The sequence below is a fragment of the Streptomyces sp. NPDC002785 genome (assembly GCF_040295565.1).
In the GTDB taxonomy this organism is placed as follows: Bacteria; Actinomycetota; Actinomycetes; order Streptomycetales; family Streptomycetaceae; genus Streptomyces.
In genome coordinates this window covers 74,504-92,190 of the sequence record NZ_JBEOVN010000007.1, presented here as the reverse complement: position 1 = coordinate 92,190, position 17,687 = coordinate 74,504, and the positions used below count along the sequence as shown (strand labels likewise).

Annotated in this window: 13 protein-coding genes and 3 tRNA genes; 4 read left to right on the top strand and 12 right to left on the bottom strand. The window is 70.5% G+C overall.

Translation table 11 applies throughout. The features are described 5' to 3' along the window. Window positions 1-20: 20 nt before the first annotated feature. Window positions 21-111: transfer RNA gene (locus ABTZ94_RS03890), tRNA-Ser, on the bottom strand. A gap of 237 nt (window positions 112-348) precedes the next feature. Here ABTZ94_RS03890 and ABTZ94_RS03885 point away from each other — a divergent pair. Together ABTZ94_RS03885 and ABTZ94_RS03880 are read left to right on the top strand one after the other, a co-directional pair. Then, a complete protein-coding gene (locus tag ABTZ94_RS03885) occupies window positions 349-807 on the top strand; it encodes an SSI family serine proteinase inhibitor (protein ID WP_351197174.1) in 459 nt (152 codons plus the stop codon). A gap of 214 nt (window positions 808-1,021) precedes the next feature. Further along, complete coding sequence (locus ABTZ94_RS03880) at window positions 1,022-5,047, top strand: PAS domain-containing protein (RefSeq protein ID WP_351197172.1); 4,026 nt, start codon at window positions 1,022-1,024, stop codon at window positions 5,045-5,047. A gap of 81 nt (window positions 5,048-5,128) precedes the next feature. Here ABTZ94_RS03880 and ABTZ94_RS03875 read toward each other — a convergent pair whose 3' ends face one another. The 8 genes from ABTZ94_RS03875 to ABTZ94_RS03840 form a co-directional block, all read right to left on the bottom strand. Then, entirely contained in the window at window positions 5,129-6,778 is a 1,650-nt protein-coding gene (locus ABTZ94_RS03875) for a long-chain fatty acid--CoA ligase (protein WP_351197170.1), read from the bottom strand. Window positions 6,779-6,918: 140 nt separating this feature from the next. After that, a complete protein-coding gene (locus ABTZ94_RS03870) occupies window positions 6,919-7,542 on the bottom strand; it encodes a SigE family RNA polymerase sigma factor (RefSeq protein ID WP_351197168.1) in 624 nt (207 codons plus the stop codon). 244 nt (window positions 7,543-7,786) lie between these two features. Beyond that, on the bottom strand, window positions 7,787-8,953 hold the full coding sequence (locus ABTZ94_RS03865) for a lipid-transfer protein (RefSeq protein WP_351197166.1): 1,167 nt from the start codon (window positions 8,951-8,953) through the stop codon (window positions 7,787-7,789). Next, window positions 8,950-9,345, bottom strand: a complete 396-nt coding sequence (locus ABTZ94_RS03860; protein WP_351197164.1) for a MaoC family dehydratase — start codon at window positions 9,343-9,345, stop codon at window positions 8,950-8,952. The genes ABTZ94_RS03865 and ABTZ94_RS03860 overlap by 4 nt, the downstream gene beginning before the upstream one ends. Next, the gene (locus ABTZ94_RS03855; RefSeq protein ID WP_351197163.1) at window positions 9,342-10,376 is read right to left on the bottom strand and encodes an acyl-CoA dehydrogenase family protein; all 1,035 of its coding nucleotides are present in this window, start codon (window positions 10,374-10,376) and stop codon (window positions 9,342-9,344) included. Before ABTZ94_RS03855 ends, ABTZ94_RS03860 begins: the two co-directional genes overlap by 4 nt. A gap of 1 nt (window position 10,377) precedes the next feature. Further along, window positions 10,378-11,316, bottom strand: coding sequence for a bifunctional MaoC family dehydratase N-terminal/OB-fold nucleic acid binding domain-containing protein (locus ABTZ94_RS03850; RefSeq protein WP_351197180.1), 939 nt, complete (start codon window positions 11,314-11,316; stop codon window positions 10,378-10,380). Window positions 11,317-11,360: 44 nt separating this feature from the next. Further along, the gene (locus ABTZ94_RS03845) at window positions 11,361-12,536 is read right to left on the bottom strand and encodes an acyl-CoA dehydrogenase family protein (protein ID WP_351197161.1); all 1,176 of its coding nucleotides are present in this window, start codon (window positions 12,534-12,536) and stop codon (window positions 11,361-11,363) included. Between the two features lie 196 nt (window positions 12,537-12,732). Next, on the bottom strand, window positions 12,733-13,044 hold the full coding sequence (locus ABTZ94_RS03840) for a hypothetical protein (RefSeq protein ID WP_351197159.1): 312 nt from the start codon (window positions 13,042-13,044) through the stop codon (window positions 12,733-12,735). Window positions 13,045-13,369: 325 nt separating this feature from the next. On the opposite strand from ABTZ94_RS03840, the gene ABTZ94_RS03835 reads away from it, so the two are divergent. Beyond that, the gene (locus tag ABTZ94_RS03835; protein ID WP_351197157.1) at window positions 13,370-14,254 is read left to right on the top strand and encodes a bifunctional DNA primase/polymerase; all 885 of its coding nucleotides are present in this window, start codon (window positions 13,370-13,372) and stop codon (window positions 14,252-14,254) included. Window positions 14,255-15,079: 825 nt separating this feature from the next. Here ABTZ94_RS03835 and ABTZ94_RS03830 read toward each other — a convergent pair. After that, window positions 15,080-15,155, bottom strand: a tRNA-Trp gene (locus ABTZ94_RS03830). A gap of 241 nt (window positions 15,156-15,396) precedes the next feature. Between ABTZ94_RS03830 and ABTZ94_RS03825 the strand changes: the two genes are divergently transcribed. Further along, complete coding sequence (locus ABTZ94_RS03825) at window positions 15,397-15,702, top strand: hypothetical protein (protein WP_351197155.1); 306 nt, start codon at window positions 15,397-15,399, stop codon at window positions 15,700-15,702. Window positions 15,703-15,826: 124 nt separating this feature from the next. Here ABTZ94_RS03825 and ABTZ94_RS03820 read toward each other — a convergent pair. Then, window positions 15,827-15,913, bottom strand: a tRNA-Ser gene (locus ABTZ94_RS03820). Window positions 15,914-15,963: 50 nt separating this feature from the next. Next, the gene (locus ABTZ94_RS03815; protein ID WP_351197153.1) at window positions 15,964-17,448 is read right to left on the bottom strand and encodes a S1C family serine protease; all 1,485 of its coding nucleotides are present in this window, start codon (window positions 17,446-17,448) and stop codon (window positions 15,964-15,966) included. Window positions 17,449-17,687: the final 239 nt, after the last annotated feature.

The following is a 17,687-nucleotide window of genomic DNA, read 5'->3' as shown; positions in this document are numbered from 1 at the left end:
ACGGGGCTTCGGTGATGAAGCGGAGGCGGAGGGATTTGAACCCTCGATGGGCTTTAAGACCCAAACCGCATTAGCAGTGCGGCGCCATAGACCGGACTAGGCGACGCCTCCAGCACACCCCGCGCGAGCGCGAGTGGTGCGTGCAGATGATGACACAGCTGAGTGCTGCGCCACCAATCGATGCCTACGGTACTAGGCAGTCGGGCGCGAGGGCAAAGCGCCTGCGGTTGCGCAACGCCGTGGCGTGCGGAGCGTTAGTGATGAGGGAGGCGCCGCCTCCCCGTTCGTCCATCTCTTCCACCCGCTGTCCCGTCCCTCCCGCCGAAGTGCACGAGCACAGGAGTCCGCATGTTGCGTCGCCTCGCCCTCACCGCCCTCGCGTCTTTCGCCGCACTGTCCGCCGCCGCGCCTGCCGCGACCGCGGCCACCGGCCTCCTTCCGCTGCCGCTGCCGCTGTCCGTGCTGCACGGCGACGACACCCACACCCGGCTGACGGTGACGGTCTCGGACACGGGGGATCCCGCGACCGAGGGCGTCTTCGAGCTGGAGTGCGGACCGACGGGCGGCAGCCATCCGGCGGCGCAGCAGGCCTGTGACCGGCTGGAGGAGCTGGCGGGCGAGGGCGCGGACCCGTTCGCTCCGGTGCCCGGGGACGCGATGTGCACCCAGCAGTCCGGGGGGCCGGCCACCGCACGGGTCACCGGGACCTGGCGGGGGAGGAGCATCGGTACGGCCTTCGACCGGGCCAACGGCTGCGCGATCTCGCGCTGGAACGGTCTGCGGCCGGTGCTCCCCAACGTCCGATGAGCAGGGGCCCACATCCCTGCCCAAGGCCTGTCGAACGACACGTGACGGGCTGGAGTCGTACACCGTATGCACAGAACCTTGGTGAGAGCTCCCCCCATCCGCCGCCCCCTGCCCCTCCCCTGCCTTTAGACTCCTTCCGTGACAGCCTGCGGCCCGAAGGGCAAGATGGGGCCCGCTGTCGGCAAGGTGCGGTAATCAGGGAGGAAGCGTCGTCGTGAGCAGCAGGCCATCCCGAGGCGCTGCTCGCCTCGCAGCCATACTCGATGCCCTCCCTGACGGGCTGCTGCTCGTCAATTGCAACGGCACGGTCGTCAACGCCAACACCATTGCGCTGGAAATGTTCGAGACGCCGGGCACCGCGCTCGTCGGGCGCGGGCTCCTCGACCTGCTGCCGGAGTTCGACTCCAAGCTGATTCCGGGGTCGATGCGTCGGCCCGAGTCCGCTGACGACCGCGGCCGTACGAAGCCGACGCGGATGACCGCACGGCGGACCGACGGCAACGAGTACCCGGTCGAGGTCACCAGCGCCAGCGTGGAGGACGGGCAGGCCGCGTACACCGACTTCCAGAGCGGTTACAGCGGCAGCTACACGGGTGACGAGCTTCTGATGCTCGTCGTACGGGATCTGTCGGGCACCGTCGACACCGAGGCCGAACTGGCCCGTTCGCAGCGGCAGACCGAGATGATCCTGCGGGCCGCGGCCGAGGGCGTCGTCGGCACGGACACGGACGGCCGGGTCGTCCTGGTCAACCCCGCCGCCGCGCAGATCCTCGGCTTCCGCGCCAGCGATCTGGGCGGCCAGGAGCTGCATCCGCTGATCCTGCACTCCCGGGCGGAGGGCGAGGCGTTCCCGTACGAGGAGTCGCCTCTCGCCGACACCCTCAAGTCCGGCCGCAAGCACCGGGTACGCGGGCAGGTCCTGTGGTCCAAGAGCGGTGCGCAGGTGCCGGTCGACCTGACCACCGCGCCGGTCCGGGACGGGGACCAGCTGGTCGGTGCGGTCATGACGTTCACCGACCGCAGGCCGTACGAGGAGCTCGGCGAGCAGCACAAGGCCGAGGTCGCCGAACTGACCGCGGGCCACACCGCGCAGGTCACCGAGCTGACGGAACAGCACAGCACGGAGCTGGCCGACCGGGCCGAGCGGTACACGGCCGAACTGGAAGCGCAGGCCGAACAGCTGGCGGCGCTGACCGCCCGGCACACCCAGCTCACCGCCGTACTCGGCGAGTCGCTGCGCGGGCCGCTGGAGGAGCTGCGCGGCGAACTCTCCACGCTGGCCGCCGACCCGGCCGGCCAGCTGTGGCCGGAGGCGAACCAGATCCTCCACCACCTGGCCGCGGGCTACGCCCGGATGACGACGCTCGTCGACAATGTGCTCGGCTACCAGCTCCTGGACGCCGGTTCGGAGGAGCTGGTCAAGGCGAACGTGCTGCTCGACTCGGTCGTGACGGCCGGTATCGACGCGGCCGTCGAGCTGATCGGCCCCGGGCGCGCCCAGTTCGCGGTGCACGCGCCGCCGATCGAGGCCGAGGTGGACGCGGCCCGGCTGGTGACCGCGCTCGCCCATCTGGTCGCGGATGTCGCCGGGGTCGACTCGACCGGCAAGGCCCGCGTGGTGCCGGGCGGTGGCTACGTCGACTCGACGGTGGTCGTCGCGGCGGCGCAGCGCGGTGAGGTCGTACGGATCGAGGTGCGCGGGCCGTTCGCCGGGGGAGACCCGGTGCACGAGCCGATCGTGCGCGGGATCGTACGGGCGCACGGCGGCGTGCTCCAGACGCACGAGGTGCCGGGAATGAGCGGCAGCGCGTATGTGCTCGAAGTGCCCTTGGGCGCGGGCTCGGGAACGGCGATGCCGCCGCCGGTGTCCGAGCCCGAACCCGAACCGGAGCCGATGGCCGGTCAGAGCGCGCCGGGCGGCGGGCGGCGGCGGGCACGGCGGGCGTCCACGGATGCGTTCCTGGAGAGCCCTGTGGGTGATTCCGGGGCAGGGGCAGGGGCCGGGTCCGGGGACGGAGACACCGCGGCGGCCGAGCCGACGGGCCGGCGGCGGGCGCGTCGTGAGCCCGCGGTGCAGGGCTCGCAGGAGACGCAGGGTGGGCAGGGCGCGCACAGCCCGCACGAGACCATTCCGGCCCAGCAGGGCGAGGGATCGGGGCGCAGGCGTGGTCGGCCGAGTCCGGCCGAGACCGGTGCTCAGCATTCACTTCCGGCTCAGCTGTCCCAGTTGCCCAAGCAGGGTCAGGGGCAGAGGCCTGGACAGCCTGCTGTCGAGCAGCAGGGGCCGGGGCAGGCATTGGCCCTGCCCGCGGCCTCGGCACCGTCCGAGGGGGCGGTGGTGACGGCGGCCGAGGGCGCGCAGGGTGGCGGTGGCCGTCCGCAGCGTGGGCAGACCGTGCCGCCGCAGGGCGTTCCGGCCGAGGTGCCGGTGCCTGCGGGTGGACACCGGGCGCGCCGGGGCGACGAGAACCAGCTGGCCCTGCCGGCTTCCGCTTCCGAGGGTCCCCCGCAGGTAGGTGACGGTCCGGCGTCGGCGCCTCAGCCGACCGGGCGGCGGGCGCGGCGGGCATTGGCGGCCACGAAGGAGCGTTCCGCTCAGGCCGAGCCGACCGGGCCTCGTACCGCGTTCGCACTCCCGCCCGCGGATGCCGACCGGACCCCGTCCACGGCCGCCGACGCGGACGCCTCGCTGCCCGGACGCCACGACGCCGTACGCATCGCGTCGGACGACGACCACACACCGCTCCAGGCGCACCCCGTACCGACCGGGCGGCGCCGGGCACGTCACGCCGACGCTCCCCAGCAGGCCGGACAGGCCGTAGGGCAGCCTGCGGAGCAGCAGCCCGTGCAGTCCGGCGGCTGGGCGGAGAACGGCACCTCGGGGCAGGGCCCGGCCGCGCCGGCCACGCCCGGTGATCAGGCCGACGAACGGGGCGACAACCACCCCGGCGATCAGACCGTCGATCAGCCCGGCAGCCGGTCCGGCGGTGATCCGCAATGGCCCGCGGCCGACCACACCACGCACACCACCGGCACCACAGACGTCGCGGACACCGCCGACGCGACCGGCATCGCGCAGAGCCGTCCGCAGAACATCGCGCCCGTGGCGGACGCACGCAGGCAGCCGCTGCCCGTGGAGGCTCCGATGCCCGGCGGCTCCTCGGACTCGACGCAGGGACGTGCCTTCAGCGTGCGGACGCTCGGGCAGGGTGTGCCGTTCGCCCAGCACATCGCGCACCAGCAGAACCAGACGCTCGGCGGTGCCGGACGGCGCCGTAAGCTCGCCGCCCCGCCGGAGGGCGAGCGCACCCCGCAGACCGCGCCGTCCCAGTCCGGCGCCGCGCAAGGCCAGGGCCCGGGTTCTGGGCAGCTGCTCTCCGCTCCGGAGGCCGAAGGACGCTCGTACGCGATAGGGGCGCCCGACGAGGGCGCCGAGGGGCCGGAGCCGCTGGACGGTCCGGGTGGCGCGGTGGAGGTCGCCAACCGTCCCTCGCCGCAGCCGGTCGACGACGAGCTGCCCCCGGAGCCGCTGGACAACCCGCGTCGGCTGCTCGTCTGGCCCGCGCCCGATGTCGCCACCGAGCAGGCGCTGAGCGACCGCGGCTACCGGCCGGTGATCGTGCACTCGCGCGAGGAGGTCGACGCCCAGATCGCGGCGTTCCCCGCCGCGCTCTTCGTCGACCCGCTCACCGGTCCCATCACCCGCAAGGCGCTGCAGTCGCTGCGTCAGGCGGCGGTGGCGGCCGAGGTCCCGGTGCTGGTGACGGCCGGTCTGGGGCAGGCTACGCGGGAGGCCGCGTACGGCGCCGACCCCGCCGTGCTCCTCAAGGCGCTCGCCCCGCGTGACAGCGAGCAGCACCCGTCGCGGGTGCTGCTGATCGAGGAGCACGAGGAGATCGCGCTGGCGCTGACGGAGACGTTGGAACGCCGCGGCATGCAGGTCGCACGGGCCTCCACCGACAACGAGGCGGTGGCACTCGCCACCCGGATGCGGCCCAACCTGGTGGTGATGGACCTGCTGCAGGTACGCCGCCGCCGGGCCGGGATCGTGGACTGGCTGCGCGCCAACGGCCAGTTGAACCGGACCCCGCTGGTCGTCTACACCTCCGCCGGCATGACCGGGTCGGAACTGCCGAAGCTCAGCTCGGGCGAGACCGTCCTCTTCCTGGCCGAGCGCTCCACCAGCGACGAGGTGCAGTCGCGCATCGTCGACCTGCTCGCGAAGATCGGCACGAACTGACCGGCGGGCAGCCGCAGATGACGACGAGGGCGGTACGGGAGATCCCGTACCGCCCTCGTCGTACTCCCCGGCCGGGTCGGGTCAGAGCCGGGTGATGTCCAGCTCGCCCTCCGCGTACTGCTTGCGGATCACCTTCTTGTCGAACTTGCCGACGCTCGTCTTCGGCACCGCCGGAATGATCGTCCAGCGCTCCGGCAGCTGCCACTTGGCGATGCCGGACTCGGCGAGGAAGTTCCTCAGCACCTCGTACTCGGTGGTGGCACCGTCCTTGAGGACCACGGTCGCGAGCGGGCGCTCGCCCCACTTCTCGTCCGGGACGGCGACGACCGCCGCCTCGGCCACATCCGGGTGCGCCATGAGCGCGTTCTCCAGCTCGACGCTGGAGATCCATTCGCCGCCGGACTTGATGACGTCCTTGGCGCGGTCGGTGAGGGTGAGGAAGCCGTCCTCGCTGATCACACCGACGTCACCTGTCTTCAGCCAGCCGTCCTCGCTGAACTTGTCCTCGGGGCGCAGGGCCTCGCCGTCCGAGCCCCCGTAATAGGCACCGGCGATCCAGGGGCCGCGCACCTCCAGCTCACCGGCCGACTCGTTGTCCCACGGCAGATGCTCGCCACCGGGGCCGACCAGGCGTGCCTCGACGCCGGCCGGGAAGCGGCCCTGGGTGACGCGGTAGGGCCACTCCTGCTCCTCGGTCAGCCCGGCGGGCGGGTTGGCCATGGTGCCGAGCGGCGAGGTCTCCGTCATGCCCCAGGCGTGGCAGAGGCGGACGCCGAGCTTGTCGTACGCCTTCATGAGGGAGGGGGGACAGGCGGCGCCGCCGATGGTGACGCGGGCCATGGAGGTGAGATCGCGCGGGTTGGCGGTGACCTCGGCGAGCAGTCCCTGCCAGATGGTGGGGACGGCGGCGGCATGGGTCGGCTTCTCCCGCTCGATCATGTCGGCGAGCGGGGCGGGCTGCAGGAACCGGTCCGGCATGAGCATGTTGATGCCGGACATGAACGCGGCGTGCGGCAGACCCCATGCGTTCACATGGAACTGGGGGACGACCACCAGCGTGGTGTCCTTGTCGGTCAGGCCCATCGACTCGGACATGTTGACCTGCATGGAGTGCAGGTAGAGGGAGCGGTGGGAGTAGACGACGCCCTTGGGGTCACCCGTGGTGCCGGAGGTGTAGCACATGGCGGCGGCCTGGCGTTCGTCGAGCTCGGGCCAGTCGTAGCCGGTCGGACGGCCGGCGATCAGTTCCTCGTACTCGTGCACCCGGGGCGCAGCGCCGTCGAGGACGGAGCGGTCGCCGGGCCCCGTGACGATCACATGCTCGATCGATGTCAGATGGGGGAGGAGCGGCGCGAGCAGCGGCAGCAGGGAGCCGTTGACGATGACGACCTTGTCGTCGGCGTGCTTGATGATCCAGATCAGCTGCTCGGCGGGGAGCCGGAGATTGAGTGTGTGGAGGACCGCGCCCATCGAAGGGATCGCGAGATACGCCTCGACGTGCTCGGCGTTGTTCCACATGAGGGTGCTTATCCGCTGGTCGCCGTCGACACCGAGCTCGTCGCGCAGCGCGTTCGCGAGCTGCGCGGCCCGCCCGCCGATCTCGGCAAAGCTGCGCCGCTGCGGCTCGGGCTCACCGGTCCAGGTCGTGACCTGGGACTTCCCGTGAATGGTCATCCCGTGTTCGAGGATGCGGGTGACAGTCAGCGGTACGTCCTGCATCGTGCTCAGCACGGCGTCCTCCCGGTGGGCGCTACGCGGCAGTAGGGTTCCGCTGATTCTGCGCACATACCAGGCGGTATGTCACTAGTCCCGAGAGCACGAATCGGTGTCGTTCGGCAAAGTCAGGCCTGCCCGGCGCGCCGCCCCGGGATTCACCGCACCGGAGCCAGCTCCGGGTCCTCCCTGAGCTTGCCGAGCGCCCGCGACACGGCGCTCTTCACGGTGCCGATGGACACCCCGAGCACCTCGGCCGTCTGAGCCTCGCTCAGGTCCTCGTAGTACCGCAGGACCACCATCGCCCGCTGCCGGTCCGGAAGCTTCAGCACGGCACGCCACATGGCGTCGTGCAGCGTCTGGTGCTCGGCCGGGTCGGGAGCCTCGGAGGCCTCCTGTTCGGGCAGTTCGTCGCAGGCGAACTCGTCGACCTTGCGCTTGCGCCACTGCGAGGTCCGGGTGTTCAGCAGCGCCCGGCGGACATAGCCGTCGAGCGCGCGGTGGTCCTCGATCCGCTCCCAGGCGACATACGTCTTGGTGAGCGCGGTCTGCAGCAGATCCTCGGCGTCGCTCGGGTTCGCGGTGAGCGAGCGCGCGGCACGCAGCAGTACGGGCCGCCGCGCCCGTACGAACGAGGAGAACGACGGATACGGAGCGTGCGGAGCCTGCGAGGCGTACGGAGTGCGCAAGGCATACGGAGTGCGCGCGGCGTACGAGCCGTGCGGGACGTGGCCGATGGTGGCAGCTCCCCCGGAGGTGCCCGTGCAGACTGGCGTGGTCATACCTCCACGCTAGGAGCGGGCGCCGTCCCGGGGATCGGCCCCAGGTCCCGAAACCGCGTCCGCCTCAGGGTGTACGGGTGGGGCCTGCCCCACCTCCTGTAGGTGGAGTCGTCGCCATCGGGGCTCAGGGTTCGCCCCCGATGCCCTGCCAGGCCGGAGACTGCACCCGAGTGCGAACAGTTGCATGCGCTCAAGCGTGCGTGCCATGCCGCGTCCGCCCGATCAGGGGTCACCCGACAGGCTCTCAGTCGTCCGCGCCCAGGATCAGTCCCGAGGTGGGCACGCCGGTGCCTGCCGTGACCAGGGTCCTGGCCACCCCGGACAACTGGTTCACCGACGAGCCCCGGATCTGCCGGACCGCCTCCGCGATGCCGTTCATCCCGTGCAGATACGCCTCCCCCAGCTGGCCGCCGTGCGTGTTCAGGGGCAGCGCGCCGGCCGCGGCGAAGTCGGCGGCCTCGCCGGGTGCGCAGAAGCCGAACTCCTCCAGCTGCATCAGGACGAACGGTGTGAAGTGGTCGTAGAGGATGCCCACATCGATGTCGGAGGGGCGGAGGCCGGAGTTCCGCCAGAGCTGCCGGGCTACCACCCCCATCTCCGGCAGGCCGGTCAGATCGTCGCGGTAGAAGCTGGTCATCTGCTCCTGCGCCCGCCCGGCCCCCTGGGCGGCGGCGACGATCACGGCGGGCGGCTGCGGCAGATCCCTGGCCCGCTCCGCACTGGTGACGACGATTGCCTGGCCGCCATCGGTCTCCTGACAGCAGTCGAGCAGCCGCAGGGGTTCGACGATCCACCGCGATGCGGCATGGTCGGCCAGGGTGATCGGCTTCCCGTAGAAGTACGCCGCGGGGTTGGTGGCGGCGTGGCGCCGGTCGGTGACCGCGACATGGCCGAAGACGTCCGGCGTCAGCCCATAGGTGTGCAGATAGCGCTGGGCGGCCATGGCGACCCAGGAGGCCGGCGTAAGCAGCCCGAAGGGAAGGCTCCAGCCGAGCGCAGTGCCCTCCGCGGTGGGCTCCCGCTGCTGCACCCCGGAGCCGAACCTGCGTCCGGAGCGCTCATTGAACGCGCGGTAGCAGACCACGACGTCGGCCACCCCGCTCGCCACGGCCAGGGCCGCCTGCTGCACGGTGGCGCAGGCCGCCCCGCCTCCGTAGTGGACGCGGGAGAAGAACGACAGCTCACCGATACCGGCCGCGTGGGCGACGGTGATCTCGGGGCTGGTGTCCATGGTGAACGTGACCAGGCCGTCGACATCGGCGGGGGTCAGCCCGGCGTCGTCCAGGGCGGCCCGCACCGCCTCGACGGCCAGTTTGAGTTCGCTGCGCCCGGAATCCTTGGAGAACTCGGTCGCACCGATCCCCACGACCGCCGCCTTGCCGCCGAGCGAGTCGGCCCTGCGCACGCTCATGCCGCCCCCTTTGCAACGCCGACGGTCACCGTGCCGGTGACATGCCTGCCGAGACCGTTGGCTCCGACGACCGACACCTCGGCCGTCCCGTCGTCCCCGAGGGCGGTGACCGTGCCGCTCAGGACCATGGTGTCCCCCGGATAGTTGGGCACGCCCAGCCTGATGGCGACCTTGCGGAGCACTGCCGACGGGCCGAAACGGTCGGTGACGTACCTGCCGACCAGGCCGTTGGTCGTCAGGATGTTCATGAAGATGTCCGGGGAGCCCTTCTCCCGGGCGAGTTCCGCGTCATGGTGCACGTCCTGGTAATCGCGGGAGGCGATGGCGCCGGCCACGATCAGGGTGCGGGTCACCGCGATCTCCAGCGGCGCCAGTTCCTCACCGACCTTCACTCCGGTCTCTCCTTCACCAGCGACTGGCCGAGCTCCTGCAGTACTTCGCTGCCGCATCCCAGATAGGCGTCGAGCTGACGGCCCCAGAGGAAGTGTCGGTGTACGGGATGGTCGAGATCCGCGCCTGTTCCGCCGTGCAGATGCTGTCCGGCGTGCACCACCCGCTTTCCGGCCTCCGACGCCCACCAGGCGGCGGTCAGCGCCTGCGGTCCGTACGGCAGTCCTGTGTCATGCCGCCAGGCAGCCTCGTACGCGGTGACCCGTATCGCCTCGGTGTCCATATGGGCGTCGGCGGCGCGCAGCAGCACCGCCTGCTTGGTGGCGAGCGGGCGCCCGAACTGCTCCCGGGTGTTCGTGTGGGCGACGGCCCGGGCCAGCGAACCGGCGCACACCCCGGCCTGCAACCCGGCGAACGCGGTCCGGCTCGCGGCCAGCACCGCCTCGTACGCCCCGGCGCCCCCGAGCCGCTCCCCGGGCGCCCGGTCCAGGACGAGCCGCGCCGCCGACCACGGCGCCGTGGTCTCCACAGGCTCCGTCACCACACCCCGATCAGCGGTCCGTACGATCCACAGCTTCCGGTCCGAATCCGCGACGAGGACGAGGTCGGCGTCCCGCAGCCACGGCACATACGGCACGCTGCCGCTCAGCCGCCCCTCACCGTCCGCCCGTATCCCGGCGCGAGCCGGGAACGCCCCGGTGGCGACAGTCGTGCCGTCCCGCAGCGGAGGAAGCAGTCGCTCCCGCTGTTCGTCCGTGCCGTGCCCGGCGACGGCGAGCAGCCCGTACACACAGCTCACCGCGAACGGCACCTGCGCCGTCGTCCGGCCCTGCTCCTCCAGCAGAAGCACCAGGCCCAGCAGCCCGATCTCCTCAACGGCTGCGGTCAGTCCGGCCGCGCAAAGCTCCTTCCACAGCTCGGTGTCCGTCCCCGTGCCGGCCCCGGCCAGGCGCTCGTGCGTCGACAGATCCCCGAAGATCTGCGCCGCCAGCCCCTGCGCCGCGGTCTGCTCCTCGGTGGGTGCGAAGTCCATGTCAGCCCTCGCCTCCCCGGAAGACCGGAAGCTCCAACTCCGGGTCCGTACGGAGGAATTCCAGCCGCACCGGCATTCCCGTCCGCACCTTGTCGTACGGCACGCCGACCACATTGCCGACCATCCGCACCCCCTCCGCCAGCTCTATCAGTGCCACCGCGTACGGCCCGCCCTCCTCGGAGGTACTGAAGGCGGGGAAGGGCGGGTGATGCATCACGACGTGACTGAAGACGGTGCCCTCGCCACTCGCCTCGACCGTGTCCCATTCCTGGCAGCCGCACCCGTTGCAGCCGGGCAGCCAGGGGAAACGCAGCGTCGCGCACTCGCCGCACTGCTGGATCAGCAGCCTGTGCTCGGCGACGCCCTGCCAGAACCCGGCGTTGTCCCGGTTGATCACCGGCCTCGGGCGCAGGCTCCGGCCGCCGCGGGGCGACGCACGCTTCACCGATGCCGGTGTGTACTTGAGGATCCGGAAGCGGTGCGTCCCGGCGAGCTTCCCTTCCGCGCGGACGTCCATCCGCGTCGTCACGAAGTAGCCCGTCCCCAGCTTGGTCGTCTTCCGCTCCGAGACCGACTCGATCACTGCGTCGAACGTGATCCGGTCGCCGGGCCGCAGCGGCCGCAGATATTCCTGCTCGCAGTCGGTCGCCACCACCGAGGTGTACCCCTCGCCGTCGAGCAGGCCGAACAGCTCCTCGTACGCCTGGGAGCGGTCGGTGTGCCCCGACAGGCCGCCCATCGTCCACGCCTGCAGCATCGCCGGCGGGGCGATCGCCTCCGGCCCCGTGTAGGCGGGGTTGGTGTCCCCCATCGCCTCGCACCAGTGCCTGATCATCGGCTTGTTGACGAGGTCCTTGCCGACGCCCTCGGTCGCGGCGGCACGCCCCTCGAATTCCTTGAGCCGCCCGTACAACTCGTCTTCCTTGAGCCGCCCGTACAACTCGTCCCGCTCTTCGCGCCGCTGCGGCTCTTCCCGCGCGCCCGTCACCGCTTGCTCCTCTTCATGCCGAGCCGCATCGTCGCGACGATCTCCCGCTGCACCTCGCTCACTCCGCCCCCAAAGGTGTTGATCTGCGCCGCCCTGTTCATCCGCTCCAGCTCCCCGCCCCCGAAGGAGCCGGGCGAACCGCCCCGGATCGTCCCGGCCTCGCCCGTGATTTCCTGGCAGATCCGATACACCTCGACTGCGCTCTCGGTTCCGACGAACTTCACGCCGCTCGCCTCGCCCGGGGCCAGCGAACCCGCGCCGACATCCCCCACCAGCCGCCAGTTGAGCAGGCGCGTCGCCGCCAGCCGGGCGTACGCCTCGGCCAGCCGGGTCCGCACCCATGGCTCGTCCACCGGACGCCGGCCCGTCACCGGGTCGGGAATGCGAGCGAAGGTGAGTGCCGCCTCGTAGAAGTCCTCGGCCTGCATTCCGATGGCGGCGAGAGCGACTCGTTCATGGTTCAGCTGGTTGGTGATCAGTCCCCAGCCGCCGTTCTTTGCCCCGACCAGATGGGTGGTGGGCACCCGTATCCCGTCGTAGTAGGTGGACGTCGTGATCAGCCCGCCCACGGTCTCGATCGGAGTCCAGGCGAACCCAGGGGCGTCCGTCGGCACCAGAATGATCGAGATGCCCCGGTGCTTGGGCGCATCCGGGTCCGTGCGGCAGGCGAGCCAGATCCAGTCGGCGTTCTGCGCATTGCTGGTGAAGATCTTCTGCCCGTCGATCACCCAGGAGTCGCCGTCCCGCACGGCCCTGGTGCGCAGCGCGGCGAGGTCCGTACCGGCCTCCGGCTCGCTGTAGCCGATGGCGAAGACGAGGTCGCCGCTGAGGATCCTGGGCAGGAAGTACGCCTTCTGCTCCTCTGTCCCGTATTTCATCAGCGTCGGCCCGACGGTGTTCAGGGTGACCATCGAAACGGGCGCCCCCGCCCGGTAGGCCTCGTCGAAGAAGACGAACTGCTCGTCGGGGCCGCGGCCCTGGCCGCCGTACTCGACGGGCCAGCCGAGTCCGAGCATCCCGTCCGCGCCGATCCGGCGCAGCAGTCGGCGTTGCTCGGCCGGGTCCTCGCTCCCTGGCCCCGTCCTCGCGTCCCTGCCGGGCATCACCTTGCGGAAGTACGTACGGAGTTCGGCGCGCAGCTGTCGCTGACGCTCCGTCTGGGCGAGGTGCACGGCGGCGGCCTCCCGGACACGGGCGTACGGTTCAGGGTTTCTGACTGTCCGTCAGATCTGTACTCGCTGTCAAGGTCGACGACGCTCCGACGCGGCCGCCGGACAACGCGAAGCGGCCTGCACAGGGACACCGAAGCGCCCTCGCACAGGCCGCTGTTCAACCAGCCGTGGCCCGACCCCCCGACCGGCCCATGGCTCACCAGAGATTGGTGAAATTCACCACGACCGTCTCGGTGTGCTGGTCGATCGTGGTGAACGACGATCCGTTCACCTGCGCGGAGTTGCTCCGATTCGACGCCCCGGAGCCGACGGCCTGCTGCTGCGACGTGGACGAATTACCGGAGTTGTTGCCACCGACGCCGCTGCCGGCGACCGTCGCCACAGCCGCGTTCGATCCGTCGTTCGCGAACGAGCCGTTGTCGGCCTGGGCCACGCCGCCGAAGAGCACGGCGGCAAGGGGCAGAGCTGCAACAGCGGCGAGGGCACGAGTGGTACGGATGCTTGCCATGTCAATTCCTCCAGGAACCGAAAGTACGGCTTGTCCCGGGGCAGTTGGCCGACCGCCCGGGTGTCTGTCACGACGTCGCGACACCAGAGCTGCCCACCGAATCTCCAGCGAACCACTCATGTGATCCGATTCCCCCGCAAGCATGAGGATCACCCGATAAACCCTCTCGCGCCCCCCAAAGCCCCAGATCACGCCCCTCCGACACCTCTCCCACCCTCTCCGGGCCGCGCGATCCATACCCCCCAAGGGGAGAAGCGTTCCGGCATCCAGCCCACCAGCCCCGCGCCCCCTTCCCTTCTTAGAACACTTGTACGAAAATAGAGTCATGGCCATCATCGACCGGCAGACCGCCACCCTGGCCCTCGCCCACGCACTCTCCGCCGCCGAGCGCGGGCTCCCCGTCATCCCGCTCTCCGCCGGCAAGCTCCCCGCCCTGCCCTCTCCGCACCGGAACGAAGACCGGCCGGTCACCTGCCGAGGCGCCTGCGGTCTTCCCGGACACGGCGTCCACGACGCCACCACCGACCCCGCCGCCATACGCGCCCTCTTCACCGCCGCCCCCTGGGCCACCGGATACGGCATCGCCTGCGGCCGGCCCCCGCACCACCTCATCGGCATCGACCTGGACATCGACACCACCGGTCGCAACGACTCCGCCGCCTCCCTCCAACAGCTGGCACTGCACCACCTGTTCACGATCCCGCCGACCGTCACGGTCCTCACCCCCAGCGGTGGCCGCCACATCTGGCTGACCGGTCCGCCCGGCGTTTCCGTACCGAACTCCGCCGGCCGACTCGCCCCCGGCATCGACATCCGCGGCGCCGGCGGCTACCTGGTGGGCCCCGGCTCGGTCACCGCCCATGGCACCTACAGGCTCGCCCCGGGCACCGCCGACCTCCCGCCGGCCGCCTGCCCCCGCGCGCTCCTCCACCTGCTCACACCCCCTGCGCGCCCTCACCACCCCACGCCCCGGTCCGACCACGGCCGGGGACTGGTCCGCTTCGTCCTCGCGGCACACGAGGGTCAGCGCAACACACGGCTCTTCTGGGCAGCCTGCCGCGCCTACGAACACGGCTTCGGCGACGCCCTGGCGGACGCCCTCACCCACGCCGCCGTCCGCACCGGCCTCACCGAACGCGAAGCCCGCGCCACCATCACCTCGGCGGCCCGCCTCACCACGGACTGGGCGAACGGCGGGGCAGGGCACTGAGATTGGCTACTGCGCCAGCTGCTCCTTCACCTCGTCAACGCCATCGAGAACCCGGAGACCGAGTTCCAGGTGCGCGTGGAGCGTGTGCTGTAAATCCGAGGAACTATCACTTCGGTGACAACGTGACCATGTACGGCGCTCTGTTCAACACAGCGGTGAACAAGTGGGCAACGGCAACTCCCACCACTACTTCAACAACAAGGTCCTGGGGCTGCTGGGCGCCCGGTAGGAGAGTGCTGCCGAAGCGCGGGCCGATCAGACGGAACCCGTAACCGCACAGGTCAACGGCGTGCGGACCGATAGCCGTGATCCGCGCTCGGCCAACGCCTGTTGATCCGAAGCGGCAGGGCCGAAAGACACCTTGCACCGCTGGTCGTAGCGCAGCTGCTTCCCTGCGCCCGGGTCGAGCCGGCGTCCCTCTTCCGATCTCGGCCTCGACGCGCTTCCGCGTGAGCCACCGGTCCGCGTCCGTCGTCGTAGCGAACGTCCGGTCCGCAGGGCGCAGTACACCCTCGGATTGCGTTCACGGTTCAAGCACGCCGCCCCGGCCTCTGTGCGGCCCACATAAGTCCGAGCCCAACCAACATCAGTACGAGCCCGGCAGCAGCGAAGAGGAGCTGCGTGTCGGGGCTTGCGAACAAGCGGCCCGCTATCTGGGCGCCCATGTACGCCGATACCGGGTTCTGCCCTGGGTACCGATTGCGCGCCTGGCCTGCCGCTTCGCCTTCCCACAAGGGGATGTGTCGGCTGCGTGGTCCACACGGGTCCAGAGCTTGCCCATGGCGACCAGGTCCGGTTCGGGAACACCCCGGATACAGCGAGAAGGCGAACCGGCTGGATTCGAACCAGCGTCCTCGCGATTTTGGAGACCGCGCGCGACGACCTCTGCGCTACGGGTCCGCCCCCATCGGCATCCTACGGGTGCTCGTTGCAACCCCGCCTGTCACACGGCATGACACTTCGTCAGCATGAGGTGAATTGGCCCGAAGCTGGCGGGCGTTCAGCCCAGTTGACCAGGCGTGTCACACGGCCACGCAGGCACTGGTGCCTGCGGCGGCGGTGACGTCGGCACGGGTGACCGGGGGACTCAGCCATTGAGACTCCACCGCCCTCACGCACGTCACCCCTGACAGGATCGGCTCATGACCGAATACACCTGGCCCAACGGTCCCTCCCCTGAACAAGTCCGCCGAGAGTGGTCAGCAACCGTGGCCGCGCTGCCCGTAGGCACCCGCATCACTGGTCAGGTCATCGACCGCCGACCCTTCGGAGTCTTCATTCGCATCGACGATGCGCCGAACGCGCTCGGGCTGGCAGATATCGGCTCCATGCCGCCCGGTGCAAGCCTTCCAGCGCTGGGAGATCAGGTCAGTGGCGAGGTCGTCTGGCACACCGACCACAACAATCAGGTGAGGATCAGGCTCAGCGAGTGGATCGATCACAGCTGAGTCGGCCGGCGGCGCGTGCCCCTCGCGTGCCCGATCTGCCGGGAAGCCAAGGGAAGAGCGGGTGATCACGGTGCACGAGCACGAACACGGCCCCCGACCAAGCTGGTCAGGGGCCGTTCGTCCGCGGTGGGTGTGGGATTTGAACCCACGGTGACATCGCTGCCACGACGGTTTTCAAGACCGTTCCCTTAGGCCGCTCGGGCAACCCACCCCGCGCCCTCGGTCCATGGACCGAGGTTGACGCGAGGACAGCCTAGCCGGTCAGCTGTCGCCCTTGCGCTCCCCCAGGGTGACTTCGGCCGTTGCCGTCCTGCCGTCGCGCTTGTAGGTCAGCTTCACCCGGTCACCGGGCTTGTGGGTCCAGATCTCGCCGATCAGGGTCGGGCCGCTGTCGATCACGGTGTTGTTGAATTTCGTGATGACATCGCCCGCCTTGAGACCGGCCCTGTCCGCAGGGCCGTCCTTCGCCACGGCTGCCGTACCGCCCGTGCCCTGGACCGGAATGGCAGCGCCGCCGGTCCTCTCGTCCATCGTGACCGTGGCGCCGATCACTGGGTAGACCGGCTGGCCGGTCCTGATCAGCTGCTGTGCGACGTTCGTCGCCTGGTTGATCGGGATTGCGAAGCCGAGGCCGATGGAGCCCGCCTGGGCCTGACCGACACTGCTGCCGGTCGACTGGATGGCCGAGTTGATGCCGATGACCGCGCCGCGCGCATCGAGCAGCGGGCCACCGGAGTTGCCCGGGTTGATCGAGGCGTCGGTCTGCAGGGCGCTCATGTACGAGTTGCTGCCACCGGAACCGTCGCCGGAGGCGACCGGGCGGTTCTTGGCGCTGATGATGCCCGTGGTCACCGTGTTGGACAGACCGAACGGAGCGCCGATCGCGATCGTCGAATCACCGACCGCGACCTGGTCCGAGTTGCCGAGGGACAGCGGCGCGAGCCCCGACGGCGGGTTCTTCAGCTTCAGCACGGCGACGTCGTAGCCCTTCGCCCGGCCGACCACCTCGGCGTCGTACTTCTTGCCGTTGGAGAACGTCGCCGTGACCTGACCGCTGTCCGCAGCGGAGGCCACCACGTGGTTGTTCGTGAGGATGTGGCCTTGCCTGTCGTACACGAAGCCGGTGCCCGTACCGCCCTCGCCGTCACCGCCCTGCGCATCGATGGTGACCACGCTCGGCAACGCCTTGGCGGCCACGCCCGCGACCGTGCCGGGCTCGCGCTTGAGGTCCCGCGGGTTGTCCGACGCCGCGACCGTGGTCGAGCCGTTGGCACTGTCGTTCCGGTCGGCCGCCCAGTAGCCGAGGGCACCGCCGATACCGCCCGCGATCAGCGCCGCCGCTGCCACCACGGCCACCAGGCCGCCCATGCCCCGCTTGCGCGGGCCTTCGGGGGAGTGGAGCTGGGCCGGGGCGCCCCAGACCGGACCGGCACCGCCGCCGTCCGCGCCGTGGTGCGCGTACACGGGGACGGCGGGAGGGGGCGGGGGCCAGTTGGCTTCGGCGGCCGACTGGAGCCCGGGGGGAGGCGTGCCCGGCACGGAAGCCATGGGGGTGGTCGCAGCGGCCGGTTCCTCCGTCGGAGGGAACGGGTGCTGCGTGGCTGCCGGGTCCGGCACCCGCGCCGGGGCGGGCGTGGACGCGGGCGTGCTCTCAGGTGACCCCTGAGGAGCATCGGCCGGCACTGGAGGTACGGACGGAACGGCCTCGGCCGCAGTGCCCTCGTTGCCCTCGTTCTCTGTGCTCACAGCTCTTTAACTCCTCGGTTCCACATCATGTTCGGCAAGAGATCCGCTGTGTACGTGTCCCTGGACAGCTTTTCCCAAGGCACGTCAGGCCACTGTAAGCAGGACCTGTGCATCCGCACGCCAATCTTTACATCCGGCAAAACGGTCTCCCGGCACGAGGCGCGCACAGCCCCGGCGCAAGGTGCGGATCCCCGCGGCGCAAGCTGTACACAGCGGCCGCCTCTCGGTGACACCATGAC

Excerpts from the sequence above, each read along its gene's own strand:
- ABTZ94_RS03885 (WP_351197174.1), top strand. The coding sequence starts at position 349 with ATGTTGCGTCGCCTCGCCCTCACCGCCCTCGCGTCTTTCGCCGCACTG.
- ABTZ94_RS03870 (WP_351197168.1), bottom strand. The coding sequence starts at position 7,542 with ATGACCACGCCAGTCTGCACGGGCACCTCCGGGGGAGCTGCCACCATC.
- ABTZ94_RS03865 (WP_351197166.1), bottom strand. The coding sequence starts at position 8,953 with ATGAGCGTGCGCAGGGCCGACTCGCTCGGCGGCAAGGCGGCGGTCGTG.
- ABTZ94_RS03855 (WP_351197163.1), bottom strand. The coding sequence starts at position 10,376 with ATGGACTTCGCACCCACCGAGGAGCAGACCGCGGCGCAGGGGCTGGCG.
- ABTZ94_RS03840 (WP_351197159.1), bottom strand. The coding sequence starts at position 13,044 with ATGGCAAGCATCCGTACCACTCGTGCCCTCGCCGCTGTTGCAGCTCTG.
- ABTZ94_RS03835 (WP_351197157.1), top strand. The coding sequence starts at position 13,370 with ATGGCCATCATCGACCGGCAGACCGCCACCCTGGCCCTCGCCCACGCA.
- ABTZ94_RS03825 (WP_351197155.1), top strand. The coding sequence starts at position 15,397 with ATGACCGAATACACCTGGCCCAACGGTCCCTCCCCTGAACAAGTCCGC.